Raw genomic sequence first — 14,211 nt, forward strand, 5'->3', positions numbered from 1 at the left:
TCATGGCAGCGGCATATCGCCGAGCGCGAGGCGGAAATCAGGGCCGGGATCGCCGCGGCGCGGCAGTTCCCGCGCAATGACGGCCGCACCCTGATCTCGTCGATGGCGCCGCTGGCCGGCGGCAAGCGGCTGATCTCCTATGTCGACGTCACCGACATGAAGGACCGGGAGGCCGAACTTGCCGACGCGCTGGAGAAGGCGCGGCTGGCGGAGGCGGTGATCAACGCCGTCAAGGATCCGATCTTCGTCAAGGACGACCATCTGCGCTTTGTCTTCGTCAACGAGGCGTTCGCGGCTCTGTTTGGCCAGACGCCGCAAGCCATGCTCGGCAAGCCCGGCGGCGATTTCCTCCCAGCGAACGCTGTCGCGCTTTTCGAGCAGAGCGAAGGTGAGGTCCTTTCGACCGGGCGGCCGTACGAAGTGGAAGAGAATTTCGAGGTCGATGGCGCCAGCCGATCGCGTATCGTCAGGAAGAGCCGCGTCGGCATGGCCAGCGGCCGCAACTATGTTGCCGGCTTCCTGTTCGATATTTCCGAAATGAAGCGCCGCGAGACGGAAGCGCAGGATGCGCGCAAGCATCTCGCCAGCGTGCTGGAATCCTTGCCGGCCGCCGTGATCATCTACGATCGCGACGACAGGTTCGTTTTCGCCAACCGCAAGATCCAGGATACGCTGCCGGCCTTGAAGCCGGCATGGCAGCCCGGCTGCACATTCCGCGAGGCACTCGTTCTGGGCCATGCGAACGGCTATTTCCGCGACAGCGGCGATCCACAAGTCGACCAGCTCTACGACAGCGACCATGACCGCTGGCTGGATGCGATCCTCGCCCGCTACCGCTTGCCCAATTCCTGCTACGAGCGTCATAACCCCGACGGCCGCTGGTACCAGGTCTACGACATGCGGACCGATGATGGCACCTTCATCGGTGTTCGCGTTGACATCTCCGAGATCAAGAGCCGCGAGGCGGCATTGCGCGATTCGATGCGCCAGATCGACCTGTTCCGGCACGTGATGGACGAGTTGCCGGTGGCCGCCTTCATCAAGGCGCAGGACCTGAGCATAGAATTCGTCAACAAGGCCTGGTGCGCGATCACCGGCTTGGCCAAGGAGGATGTCATCGGCCGCACCGACCGGCAGTTGTTCGGTGCGCAGGACGCCGATGGCTACAGCCATGACGACACGCAAGTCGTCGTGACGGGCGCCGTCAAGGAGGTCGAGGAACCCGTCACCCATCGCGACGGTACGGTTCGGCAGTTGATGACGCGCAAGAGCCGCCTGGTGACGCTGGACGGGTCGGTGCATCTGGTCGGTTCGAGCACCGACATCACCGACGTCAAGGCGCGCGAGCGTGCGCTGGAAGAAAGCATGCGCGAGAACGAGGTGTTCCGCAGCCTGATCGACAACGTGCCGGTATCGATCTACGCCAAGCGCTCCGATCTCCGGCAGTTCTATGTCAACAAGGGCTGGTCCGATCTCACGGGCTTCAGCAAGGAAGAGGCTATCGGCAAGACCGACATCGAGATTTTCGGGCCGGATGGCGAGGCTTTCGTCAATGGCGACCTCGCCGTGCTGCGCACCGGCGAAACCCAGGAGGTCGAAGAGACGGTGACGTTGGCCGACGGCAGCGTCAGGCATCAATTCGCCCGCAAGGGCGCGATGATCGCCTCCGACGGCTCGCTCTATCTGATCGGCTCGACCACCGACATCACCGAGCTGAAGATGCGAGAGGCGGAACTACGCGAAGCGCGTCAGCGCGCCGTGCTCGCCGACCGCGCCAAGTCGGAATTCCTCGCCAATATGAGCCATGAGATCCGCACGCCGATGAACGGCGTGCTCGGCATGGCCGAGCTGCTGGCCAAATCGGACCTCGACCCGAAACAGAAGACGTTTACCGACATCATCGTGAAATCGGGCAATGCGCTGCTCACCATCATCAACGACATCCTGGACTTCTCCAAGATCGATGCCGGTCAGCTGGTGCTCGATCCGGCGCCCTTCAATCTGGCCGAGGCGATCGAAGATGTGGCGACGCTGGTGTCGACACGAGCCAAGGAAAAAGACCTCGAGCTGATCGTTCGTCTCGAACCTCGGCTCGAGAGCCTGTTCGTCGGTGATGTCGGCCGTATCAGACAGATCGTCACCAACCTGCTCGGCAACGCGGTGAAATTCACCGATGAAGGCCATGTGCTGGTCGACGTCACCGGCGAGAGGGTTCCAACCGGAACGAAGCTGACGATCTCGGTCACCGATACCGGTATCGGTATCCCCGAGGAAAAACTGAAACTGGTGTTCGAGAAATTCAGCCAGGTCGACACCTCTTCGACGAGGCGGCACGAGGGAACCGGCCTCGGTCTTGCCATCACCTCACGGCTCGTCGAGCTGATGGGCGGCGATATCGGTGTCGAAAGTGCGGAAGGCAAGGGCTCGACCTTCTGGTTCACGGTGACGCTGCCGAGGGCCGGACAGCAGAACGGACAGCGCATCATGCCGATCGACGTGACCGGTGCGCGTGTACTGATCGTCGACGACAATGCCGTCAATCGGGCCATCCTGACCGAACAGATGACATCGTGGACGTTCGATTCCTGCGCGGCCGAAAGCGGCGCCGAAGGCCTCAAGGTGCTGATCGCCGCCGCTGCCTATGGTGTCCCGGTCGACTGCGTCGTGCTCGACTACCAGATGCCTGGAATGAGCGGCGCCGAAATGGCGCGGATCGTGCGCAGCACCGCCGGCCTTGCCGGCACGCCGATCATCATGCTGACCTCGGTCGACCAGTCGCTCGCCAACACCAGCTATCGCGATCTTGGCATCGATGCCCAGCTGATCAAGCCGGCGCGCTCTTCGGTGCTGCTGGAAACGCTGGTCGCCACCATCCAGCGGCATCGCCACAACACGAGCGGCAGCGACGCGCAGCCGCTCGCAGCCGACGTCGCTGCGAGCAATGTGACGCGGCCGCAGCCCTCGGCGCCGTCCGAACAGCGGGCGCTGCTGCAGCCGCCCTCCATTCGCCCCAGGCCACCGGTGGCGGCTGGCGGCGACAGGCTGGATATCCTGGTGGCCGAGGACAATGAGGTGAACCAGATGGTGTTCACCCAGATCCTCGGCGAGACCGGTTATGGTTTCGAGATCGTCGGCAATGGCCGCAAGGCGCTCGACGCCTTCGGCCGGTTCAACCCGTGCATGATCCTGATGGATGTCTCCATGCCGGAGATGAACGGTCTCGAAGCGACCGCCGCCATTCGCCGGCTGGAGGAAGAAACCGGCACGCATGTGCCGATCGTCGGCGTCACCGCGCATGCGCTGAAGGGCGACCGCGAGCGCTGCCTGGAGGCAGGCATGGACGACTATCTGCCCAAGCCGATCAGTCCCCGGGCGTTGCTCGAGAAGGTCGAGCGCTGGGTCGGCGCCAGCCGGCAGGCGCAGCGCAACGCCGGGTAAGGCCGGCTCTGCCCGAGTACCGGGAATACGGCGAAGATTCGCGCCCCTGTCAGCGGCCAAGACTATGGTGCGATCGCACCATATGAAAGGCGGCATCCAGCCGAGACAATGGCGACATTCGAATTCCGCTCTTCCCAGTTACGGGCGGGAGCAGCGACCGCCGGCATGAGACAGCGTCAACCTACCCCAACGGACCTGTTTTCGGCGATGGCCCGGCCACGACACCGTCTGGCTGAGAGCAACGCGCTCCCGTCCGGCTTTTCTTCATAAAGGCCGGCTGATCCCCAAATCGCCGGCCAGCCTCGACCGAATCGAGCAAGTCCCTGATTCCGGTGACAAAGCGGGGCTGCGTCGGGAGTGCCGGCCAGGCGGCATTCTGCTCATCCCGATGAGGCGTTACCGGGGTGACATCAAACTGTCATGCGACTGTTATAATCGAAGGCTATTGGCCTCAGCGGGCGCCGACTGACGAGCGCCGAGAGACCATCTTCCGAACAGGAGCAGGCCACATGAAGAAATTCCTCTATACGGCGTCGGCCGCTGCGCTTGCGCTCGCCGCGACGTCCGGCTTCGCCGCCGCGCGCGACCAGATCCAGGTCGCCGGATCATCGACCGTGTTACCTTATGCCAAGATCGTCGCCGAGCAGTTCGGCGAAACATTCACCAACTTCAAGACCCCGGTCGTCGAATCCGGCGGCAGCGGCGCGGGCATCAAGGAATTCTGCAAGGGCGTCGGCGAAGACACCATCGACATCGCCAATTCGTCGCGTCCGATCAAGGCGGACGAACTCAAGTCCTGCGCCGACGCCGGCGTGAAGGAAGTCCAGGAAGTCCGGATCGGCTATGACGGCATCGTCTTCGCCACCGACATCAAGGGCCCGGATTGGGCGCTGGTTCCCGCCGACATCTACAAGGCGCTCGCGGCCAAGCTGGTCGTCGACGGCAAGCTCGTCGACAATCCGAACACCAAGTGGAGCCAGGTCAATCCGAAGCTGCCCGACTGGGACATCGCCGCCTACATTCCGGGCGAAAAGCATGGCACGCGCGAAGTGTTCGAGACCAAGCTTCTCGATGCCGGCTGTGACAAGGCTGCTCTCAAGGCCGCCGGCATTGCCGACGACAAGGAAATCGGCAAAACCTGCATCGCCATCCGCAAGGACGGCAAGGCCGTCGACATCGATGGCGACTATACCGAGACGCTCGCCCGCATCGACTCCAACAAGACCGGCGTCGGCGTGTTTGGCCTCGCCTTCTATGAGAACAATGCCGACAAGCTGAAGGTCGCCACCGTGGAAGACGTCGTGCCTTCGACCGAGACGATCGCCAGCGGCAAGTATCCCGTCTCGCGCCCGCTGTTCTTCTACGTCAAGAAGGCGCATCTGGGCGTCGTTCCCGGCCTCAAGGAATATGTCGAGTTCTTCCTTGACGACCAGATGGTTGGCCCGGAAAGCCCGCTCGCCGAATACGGCCTCGTTGCGGCTCCGGATGCCGAGCGTCAGGCCCAGCGTGACGCTTTCGCCGCCGGAAAGTCGATGTAATCAGCTGCCGAACCGGGGTGCGGGCCAAATCCCGCGCCCCGGTTTCATCGCAGGCCGCAATGGCGGCTGCGTAAGAATTTCTCTTGGGGTGGGTCCATGTCGTCCTTGCTCGTACTGGCCATCGTCGTTGCCGTCGGCCTGGTTGCCTTTTTCATCGGTCGGCAACGTGCCGCGGCCCAGGACAATGGCAAGGTCAAGCCGCATTCGCGCGCCCACTATCATGGCTGGTGGGCCTTCCTGCTCGCCGTTCTGCCTGCTCTTTTGCTGCTTGCCGTCTGGACCGTCGGGTCTTCCGTCTATCTGGACCGACACATTCACACTGCCTTGCCCGAGCGCACCGTCGACAGCAAGGTTGCCAGTGAGGCACTGGATGTCAGCCTGGTAAAGAGCCTCGCCAGGGGCCTGCGCAAACTCGATGCAGGCACACTGGCCGCAATGCCGGCCAGCTTTGCCGAGCTGCAGCCGCTGCTCGCCGCCAAGGGTGTGGCACTGGCGAGCGACACGCAGGATTACATGATCCCGATCGCCATCGAGGCGAACAAGGTCCAGGACCGGCTCGGCCTGTTCGGCGCCATTGTCATTCTCGTTTCCTCGATCGCCGGCGCCTTCTATGCGCTCAGGCAGATCGAGCCGCGCGCCAGGGCCCGCAACAATGTCGAGAGGCTGATGCTGTGGGGGCTGCTTGCCGCCTCCACCATCGCCATCCTGACCACCATCGGCATCGTGCTTTCGATGCTGTTCCAGACGATCACCTTCTTCGAAAGCGTCTCGCCGATGAGTTTCTTCTTCGGCACCGTCTGGGATCCGCGTTTTGCCGCTGCCGGTTCGGGCGGCAGCCAGGGCCAATTCGGCCTGATCCCGCTTCTTGCGGGCACGCTCTACATCGCCGCCGTCGCGCTGCTGGTTGCGGTGCCGGTCGGGCTGATGTCGGCTGTCTACATGGCCGAATATGCAACGCCCAAGGTGCGCTCGGTGGTCAAGCCGGCGCTTGAACTGCTGGCCGGCATACCGACCATCGTCTACGGCATCTTCGCCGTCGTCACGCTTGGGCCGTTCCTGCGCGACCTGTCCGCGGCGCTGACCGGCGGTTCGCCCTTCATCCAGGGCCAGAGCATCTTCACCGCCGGCCTGGTCATGGGCGTCATGCTGATCCCGGTCGTGTCCTCTCTTTCGGACGACATCATAACCGCGGTGCCGCGCGCCATGCGCGACGGGTCGCTTGGCCTCGGCGCGACCCGCTCCGAGACGATCAAGCGGGTGATCCTGCCGGCTGCACTGCCCGGCATCGTCGGCGCCATCCTGCTGACCGCCTCGCGCGCCATCGGCGAAACGATGATTGTCGTGCTGGCGGCGGGCGTCGCCGCCAACCTCACCGTCAACCCGTTCGAGGCGATGACGACCATCACCGTCAAGATCGTCAACCAGCTCACCGGCGACCTCGAGTTCAATTCGCCGCAGACGCTGGTCGCCTTCGCACTCGGCCTGACGCTGTTCGCGCTGACGTTGGTGATGAACATCGTCGCGCTCTACATCGTGCGCAAATATCGGGAGCAGTACGAATGACCGACATTTCCATGGATACGATGGTCAGGGCGGCGGCCCATCCGCGCCGCGACATCGGCCTGAAGGCCCGTTACGCCGCCGAACGCCGTTTCCGCATCTATGGCGTCGTGGCGATTTCCGTAGGCCTGGCGTTCCTGGCAATCATGCTGATCACCATCGTCTCGAAAGGCTACACCGCCTTCTGGCAGACGACGGTATCACTGCCGATCTCGTTCGACGAGAAGGTGATCGATCCTTCCGGCAAGCGTGCAACCGATCCGAGCGTTCTGATCAAGGCAAATTATCCCAGGCTCGCCGAAAACGCGCTTGTGGCCAAGCTCGGCATCTCTCCTGATGACAAGCCGATGATCCAGAAGCTCAAGGGCTTCCTGTCGGAAGGCGCCCGCGTCCAGTTGCGCGACATCGTTGCCGCCGATCCGTCCGTGATCGGCACGACACGCAACGTCAACATCCTCGCCGCCGCCAATCTCGACTCGGCTTTCAAGGGCCAGATCGACCTCAGTGTCGAGGAAGCGCGACGCAAGGTCTCGGACCAGCAGATCACCTGGATGAACAAGCTCAAGGCCGAGGGCGCGATGGCCGAGCACTTCAACAGCGGCCTGTTCACCTACGGCGCCTCCAGCCGCCCGGAAACCTCGGGCATGGGCGTGGCGATCATCGGCTCGTTTTATATGATGGTAATCGTGTTGCTCCTGGCGCTGCCGATCGGCGTCGCCGCCTCCATCTATATGGAGGAGTTTGCCAAGAAGAACCGTTTCACCGACCTTATCGAGGTCAACATCAACAATCTGGCAGCGGTGCCGTCAATCGTCTTCGGCTTGCTCGGCCTCGCGGTGTTCATCAATTTCCTGGGCATGCCGCGCTCCGCCGCTTTCGTCGGCGGCCTGGTGCTGACACTGATGACGCTGCCGACGATCATCATCGCGACGCGCGCTGCACTTGCCGCGGTGCCGCCGTCGATCCGCTCGGCGGCTCTCGGTCTTGGCGCCTCCAAGATGCAGATGGTGTTCCAGCACATCCTGCCGCTTGCCGCACCCGGCATCCTCACCGGCACCATCATCGGTCTAGCGCGTGCGCTCGGTGAAACCGCGCCCCTGCTGCTAATCGGCATGGTCGCCTTCGTCGCCGATCCACCGACGACGCCTTTCGATCCGGCCACCGCGCTGCCGGTGCAGATCTATATGTGGGCGAACGAGGCCGAGCGCGCCTTCGTCGAGCGCATGTCGGGCGCGATCATCATCCTGCTCGTCTTCCTCATGGCCATGAACATCACCGCGATCGTGCTTCGGCGTCGGTTCGAGCGGCGCTGGTAGAAAAAAGGCATTTTGGTATGAACATCATGACCGAACAGTCCCTTGAAAATGCAGTGGGCGATAAGATGAACGCCAAGTCGAACGAAGTGATCAAAATGCGCGGCGACAAGGTCGGCGTGTTCTATGGCGAGAAGCAGGCGCTGTTCGATGTCAATCTCGACGTCCGCCTGAATCAGGTGACGGCGCTGATCGGCCCCTCCGGCTGCGGCAAGTCGACCTTCCTGCGTTGCCTCAACCGCATGAACGACACCATCGATTCCGCGCGGGTAACCGGCAAGATAACGCTCGACGAAGAAGACATCTACGACAAGAACATCGATGTCGTTGAACTCAGGGCGCGCGTCGGCATGGTGTTTCAGAAACCCAATCCGTTCCCCAAGTCGATCTACGAGAACGTCGCCTATGGCCCGCGCATCCACGGATTGGCCAAGCGCAAGGCCGACATGGATCAGATCGTCGAGTCGAGCTTGAAGAAGGCGGCGATCTGGAACGAGGTGAAGGACCGTTTGCAGGAACCTGGCACGGGTCTTTCCGGTGGCCAGCAGCAGCGTCTGTGCATTGCACGCGCCATCGCCGTGTCACCCGAGGTGATCCTGATGGACGAACCGTGTTCGGCGCTCGACCCGATCGCCACTGCTCGCGTCGAGGAACTGATCGACGAACTGCGCCAGAACTATACGATCGTCATCGTCACCCATTCGATGCAGCAGGCAGCGCGCGTGTCGCAGCGCACCGCGATGTTCCATCTAGGCTATCTGGTCGAGGAGGGCGCCACCGACAAGATGTTCACCACCCCCGACGACAAACGCACCCAGGACTACATCACCGGCCGGTTCGGCTGAGCTCAGGCATATGAGGGACGAAGATCATGGGTGAACATACCGTTGCATCTTTCGATGAGGATCTGGAGCAGATCAGCCAGCTGATCCGCGACATGGGCGATCTCGCCCGCTCGATGGTCAGTGGCTCGACCAAGGCTTTGCTCAATTCGGACAATGCGCTGGCGCAGCGCGTGGTTTCCGACGATGCCATCATGGATGCCCGCCAGCGCGAGCTGGACGATCGCGCCATCACGCTGATCGCCAAGCGCCAGCCAATGGCCAACGATCTGCGTGCGGTGGTCGGTTCGATCCGCATGGCCGGCGACCTCGAGCGCATCGGCGACCTTGCCAAGAACATCGCCAAGCGCGTCGGCACTGTCGGGCTGAGCGTCACGCCGCACGATCTTTCGCATTCGATCGACGCGATGGCGCAGCTGGTGCTGATCCAGGTGCAGGGGGTCGTCGACGAGTATGCCGCCGCTGACGCGGCAGCGCTTGCCACGCTCAGAAACAATGATGAACGCATCGACGTCAAATACACCTCGGTGTTCCGCGAGCTGCTGACCTACATGATGGAAGATCCCCGCAACATCACGGCGTGCACGCACCTGTTGTTTTGCGCCAAGAACCTCGAGCGGATCGGCGACCACGTGACCAACATCGCCGAAAATGCCTACTATGTTTTGACCGGCACGCAGCTGCCAGCCAATCGTCCGAAGCAGGACGAGACGGCAATGTCCGCGCCAGCGGCATAACAGGGGTGACCAGCCGATGATCGCACCACGCATCATGGTGGTGGAGGATGAGGAGCCGCTAGGCGTGCTGCTCCGCTACAATCTTGAATCCGAAGGTTACCAGGTCGAGGTGGTGACGCGCGGCGATGAGGCCGAAATCCGGCTGCAGGAGAACGTTCCCGATCTTCTGGTGCTCGACTGGATGGTGCCTGCGGTTTCGGGCATCGAACTCTGCCGGCGCCTGCGAATGCGTCCCGAGACCGAGCGGCTGCCGATCATCATGCTGACCGCGCGAGGCGAGGAAAGCGACCGCGTGCGCGGCCTGTCGACCGGCGCCGACGACTATCTGGTCAAGCCCTTCTCGACGCCAGAGTTCATGGCCAGGGTCAAGGCGCTGCTGCGCCGGGCCAAGCCGGAAGTGCTGTCCAGCGTGCTAAAGGTCGGCGATATCGTGCTCGATCGCGAGTCGCACCGTGTCTATCGCAAGAAGAGCGAGATCCGGCTTGGGCCGACGGAATTCCGCCTGCTCGAATTCATGATGCGCCATCCAGGCCGCGTGTTCTCGCGCAGCCAGCTGCTCGACAATGTCTGGGGCGAGACGATCTACATCGACGAGCGCACGGTCGACGTGCATGTCGGCCGGCTGCGCAAGGCGGTCAACAATGGCCGTATGCCTGATGTCATCCGCACGATCCGTGGGGCCGGATACGCCATCCGAGAGGACTGAACTCCCTCGTTTGAACTCACGCCACGTTCTTGCCGCCGAAACCGGATCTCGCCTGCACGCCCGGCGCAAAAATCTCCTGATCGACGAAGATCAGCGCCCGCATGGCGCAGCCCTCGCGGATCAGCGGCAGTTCGTTCGGCTCGGTGTCGAAGGAAATCGATTTGGAATGCTGGCCGCCGGCGGTCTGGGCAATCGCTTGCCGCAATGCCGGCTCGATCAGGTCGAAGGCGGCGGCGCTGACACCGACCATGGCGACCGGCGCCGGATCGATCAGCGCGAACAGGCTGCCGAGGCCGTAGCCGAGCGCTTCGCCGGCCTTGCGATAGGCTTCCCGTTCGGGTCCGTCACCTTCGCGGGCCGCGGCAGCCAGGGCGCGCATGTCGGCGTCGCTGACATCGGCAACGGGTTCTGCATCCTCGCCCATCTGCCTGGCGTTGCGCCAGATGGCGTAATTGCCCGCATAGGCTTCGACGCAGCCGCGCCGTCCGCAGCGACATAGCGCGCCGTTCGGCCGATGGATCATGTGGCCGAATTCGCCGCCCGAAGAATGGGTGCCGGTGAACAATTCGCCCTTCAGCACCAGTCCCATGCCGATGCCGTGCGACAAAAGGATAGCGATGAAATCGTCGCGGTAACGATCGGGGTCGCGCCAGCGCAGCGCCACCGCCATCATGTTGCAGTCGTTCTCCATTATGGCAGGGATGCCGAACTGGTCTTCGAATATGTCAGCGAAGGCGATGTCGGTGTGCGGCGTGATCGGCGACCACAGCATGGCGCGGGCACGGGTGTCGGTGATGCCCTGGATGGCCAGCGCGATGCGGGCGATGCTGCGCACGTCCAGGTCGGGATCTGCCAGGCGGCGCCGCACGATGGCCGTGCATTCCCCGATCAGCGACTCGCGCGACATCGTCAGCGTGTCCAGCCGGCGCTGTTCCTCGGATATTACCTGGCCGGCATAGTCGATGACGGCGACGGAGAGGAAGTTCAGCGACAGCACCACGGTCATTACCGCGGCCGCTTCCGGATTGAGACTGAGGCCGACCTGCGGCCGGCCGCGTTTGAGTGAGCCGGCCTCGCTCGGCTTGCTTTCGGTCAGGATGCCTTCGACGATCAGGTCCGCTGAAATCGCCGAGATGGTCGAATGGCTGAGGCTTGTGGTCGCGGCGATCTCGGTTCGCGACGGCTGTCCGGCGCGGCGCACTGCCGCGATCACCATGGCGCGGTTGCGGCGGCGCAGATCGTCGTGGCGGATTCCGACCGACATGTTCTTTCATATCCTCCCGGTCGCTGCGGTTCCTCCTGCCCCTGGAACGCTGTCGGTGACGCCGGTAAATACTGGCAGAAGCTGCAGGCCGTGTCATTTATTTATTCCGAGACTCGAAAAAAACTCGAAATGACATCAAAATCCATCAGAATCGATGTTGACAGCGTTCGGGCGTTGGCCCAGTATTTTTTCGAGGCTCGAAAAAATAGAGCCTCTGTGCCGGCCCTCGGGTCAGTTTGGTCGCGCCATACGCGGCGCAGGGAGGATAATATGAAAAGATTCACGGCCGCCATCCTGGCGGGTGCCGCCATGTCGCTGACGCTCGCGTCTGTCGCGCAGGCGAAGGACAAGGTCGTCGGCGTTTCGTGGTCCAACTTCCAGGAAGAACGCTGGAAGACCGACGAAGCCGCCATGAAGACGGCGATCGAGGCCGCTGGCGACAAGTACATCTCCGCCGATGCGCAGTCCAATCCCGGCAAGCAGCTTACCGATGTCGAAAGCCTGATCTCGCAGGGCGCCAATTCCCTGATCATCCTGGCGCAGGACGCTTCGGCCATCGGCCCGGCCGTGCAGAAGGCGCTGGACGAAGGCATTCCGGTCGTCGGCTATGACCGGCTGATCGAGAACAAGGACGTCTTCTATCTGACCTTCGACAACAAGGAAGTCGGCCGCATGCAGGCCCGCGAAGTGTTCAAGGTCAAGCCGGAAGGCAACTACGTCTTCATCAAGGGCTCCGGTGCCGATCCCAATGCCGACTTCCTGTTCTCGGGCTCGATGGAAGTGCTCAAGGAAGCCATCGACAGCGGCAAGATCAAGAATGTCGGCGAAGCCTACACGGATGGCTGGCTGCCCGCCAACGCCCAGAAGAACATGGAGCAGTTCCTGACCGCCAACGACAACAAGGTCGACGCGGTGGTCGCGGCCAATGACGGCACTGCCGGTGGCGTCGTCGCGGCGCTGACGGCTCAAGGCTTGGCCGGCACCGTGCCGGTCTCGGGTCAGGACGGCGACCACGCCGCGCTGAACCGCATCGCCCTCGGCACGCAAACCGTGTCGGTGTGGAAGGACGCGCGGGAGCTCGGCAAGAATGCCGCCGAGATCGCCTCGCAACTGGCCGACGGCAAGAAGACGAGCGACATCGCCGGCGCCAAGGACTTCACGACGCCGGGCGGCAACACCGTCAAGTCGCTGTTCCTGACCCCGGTTGCCATCACCAAGGACAATCTCAACGTCGTCATCGACGCCGGCTGGATCAAGAAGGACGAAGTCTGCGCGGGTGTCGCCGCCGGCAGCGTCGCGGCCTGCAACTGATCCGTACCACTTTGCAATATCTGAACGCCGCGGCCCAAAAGCCGCGGCGTTTTCTCAAAGAATTCTGTTTCCGCATCATGCGGATAGCTTCTAGGCTGGGCTCCGGCATGCGCGTCAGACGGCCAGCCGGTGGGAGGAAACCATGACCGATACGACGTCAAACCCGCAGACCGATACGGCGCGCGCGTCGGAACTCGGCGCCGTCGCCCGGTTCCTGAAGGCGACCGAGATCGACACCCGCATGCTCGGCATGATCGGCGCGCTGCTGGTCATCTGGATTGGGCTGCATGTCATTTCCAGCCTGCGCCTTGGCGTCAATCCGCTCGATTTCGACAGCCGCACCTTTCTCACGCCGCGCAATCTGTGGAACCTGTCGGTGCAGACATCCGCGGTTGCCATCATGGCCTGCGGCATGGTGCTGGTCATCGTCATGCGCAACATCGACCTGTCGGTCGGTTCCGCCGAGGGCCTGATCGGCATGGTGATGGGATTTGCCCAGGTGCATTTCCTGGTGCGCTTTGTCGGGCTCGAACTCGGCAACCCGTGGATCTGGGTCCTGGCACTGGTCATCGGCCTGGCGCTCGGCCTGTTGATCGGCGCTTTTCAAGGCTTCGTCATCGCCTATCTCGAAGTGCCCGCCTTTATCGTGACGCTGGGCGGCCTGCTGGTCTGGCGCGGTGCCGCCTGGTGGGTCACGTCAGGCCAGACCGTGGCGCCGCTTAACGCCACTTTTCAGCTGATGGGCGGTGGGCCGGCGGGATCGATCGGCGCGACCTGGAGCTGGGTCGTTGGGATCGTCGCCTGCCTCGCCGTGGTGTTTGGGCTGTTCAACGGGCGGGTGCAGCGCAAGCGTTTCCGGTTTCCGCTACGTCCGATCTGGGCCGAGGCGCTGCTTGGAGTCGTCACCTGCAGCGCCATCATGGGTGCGGTCTGGCTCGCCAACTCCTACCCTTGGCCGATCGGCATCGTGAACAGATATGCGGCCGCCAACAACATCACCGTTCCCGAAGGCGGCCTGTTCATCGCCCACGGTATCGCCATACCGGTGCTGATGGCTGTCGCCGTCGGGCTGGTGATGACCTTCATCACCAACCGCACCCGTTTCGGCCGCTATGTGTTCGCCATCGGCGGCAATCCCGAGGCGGCTAATCTCGCCGGCATCAACACGCGATGGATCACCATGAAGGTGTTCATGATCATGGGCGTGCTGGCCACGATTGCCGCGGCGATCTCCTCGGCCCGGCAGAATTCGGCCACCAACGTGCTTGGAACGCTCGACGAACTGCTCGTCATTGCAGCCGCCGTGATCGGCGGCACGTCGCTTGCCGGCGGATCGGGAACGATCATCGGCGCCATGCTGGGCGCGCTGCTGATGCAGTCGCTGCAGTCCGGCATGGTGCTGCTCGGCGTCGACTCGCCGCTGCAGAGCATCGTCGTCGGGGCCGTACTGGTCATCGCCGTGTGGCTCGACACCGTCTATCGCAAGCGCGTCTAGGAGGGCA

The 14,211-nt window shown here is 63.0% G+C and carries 9 protein-coding genes and 1 pseudogene; 9 read left to right on the forward strand and 1 reads right to left on the reverse strand.

The window, feature by feature from the left end; genetic code table 11:
* From EOB59_RS09515 to phoB, 7 genes and pseudogenes are all read left to right on the forward strand, one after another.
* Positions 1-3,438: pseudogene (locus EOB59_RS09515) on the forward strand (PAS domain S-box protein); the annotation flags it as partial.
* Between the two features lie 509 nt (positions 3,439-3,947).
* A complete protein-coding gene (locus tag EOB59_RS09520; protein ID WP_127271977.1) occupies positions 3,948-4,976 on the forward strand; it encodes a substrate-binding domain-containing protein in 1,029 nt (342 codons plus the stop codon).
* A 96-nt stretch (positions 4,977-5,072) separates the two neighbouring features.
* On the forward strand, positions 5,073-6,539 hold the full coding sequence (gene pstC, locus EOB59_RS09525; protein ID WP_128288234.1) for a phosphate ABC transporter permease subunit PstC: 1,467 nt from the start codon (positions 5,073-5,075) through the stop codon (positions 6,537-6,539).
* A complete protein-coding gene (gene pstA, locus EOB59_RS09530; protein ID WP_128288235.1) occupies positions 6,536-7,852 on the forward strand; it encodes a phosphate ABC transporter permease PstA in 1,317 nt (438 codons plus the stop codon). Before pstC ends, pstA begins: the two co-directional genes overlap by 4 nt.
* A gap of 17 nt (positions 7,853-7,869) precedes the next feature.
* Positions 7,870-8,694 carry a phosphate ABC transporter ATP-binding protein PstB gene (pstB, locus tag EOB59_RS09535; RefSeq protein ID WP_127267721.1) on the forward strand — a complete coding sequence of 275 codons (825 nt, stop codon included), beginning with the start codon at positions 7,870-7,872 and terminating at the stop codon, positions 8,692-8,694.
* A gap of 26 nt (positions 8,695-8,720) precedes the next feature.
* A complete protein-coding gene (gene phoU / locus EOB59_RS09540) occupies positions 8,721-9,428 on the forward strand; it encodes a phosphate signaling complex protein PhoU (protein WP_127267720.1) in 708 nt (235 codons plus the stop codon).
* A 16-nt stretch (positions 9,429-9,444) separates the two neighbouring features.
* Positions 9,445-10,134, forward strand: coding sequence for a phosphate regulon transcriptional regulator PhoB (phoB, locus tag EOB59_RS09545; RefSeq protein ID WP_010911896.1), 690 nt, complete (start codon positions 9,445-9,447; stop codon positions 10,132-10,134).
* A 16-nt stretch (positions 10,135-10,150) separates the two neighbouring features.
* Here the strand turns inward: phoB and EOB59_RS09550 are convergent, their stop codons facing one another.
* On the reverse strand, positions 10,151-11,398 hold the full coding sequence (locus EOB59_RS09550; RefSeq protein ID WP_127809088.1) for an ROK family protein: 1,248 nt from the start codon (positions 11,396-11,398) through the stop codon (positions 10,151-10,153).
* A 270-nt stretch (positions 11,399-11,668) separates the two neighbouring features.
* On the opposite strand from EOB59_RS09550, the gene xylF reads away from it, so the two are divergent.
* Both xylF and EOB59_RS09560 read left to right on the forward strand, forming a co-directional pair.
* Positions 11,669-12,709 carry a D-xylose ABC transporter substrate-binding protein gene (xylF, locus tag EOB59_RS09555; protein WP_128288236.1) on the forward strand — a complete coding sequence of 347 codons (1,041 nt, stop codon included), beginning with the start codon at positions 11,669-11,671 and terminating at the stop codon, positions 12,707-12,709.
* Between the two features lie 142 nt (positions 12,710-12,851).
* Positions 12,852-14,204 (forward strand): sugar ABC transporter permease, encoded by a 1,353-nt coding sequence (locus tag EOB59_RS09560; RefSeq protein WP_128288237.1) that lies wholly within the window; start codon positions 12,852-12,854, stop codon positions 14,202-14,204.
* Positions 14,205-14,211: the final 7 nt, after the last annotated feature.

Source organism: Mesorhizobium sp. M7A.F.Ca.MR.176.00.0.0 (assembly GCF_004023165.1).
Classification (GTDB): domain Bacteria; phylum Pseudomonadota; class Alphaproteobacteria; order Rhizobiales; family Rhizobiaceae; genus Mesorhizobium.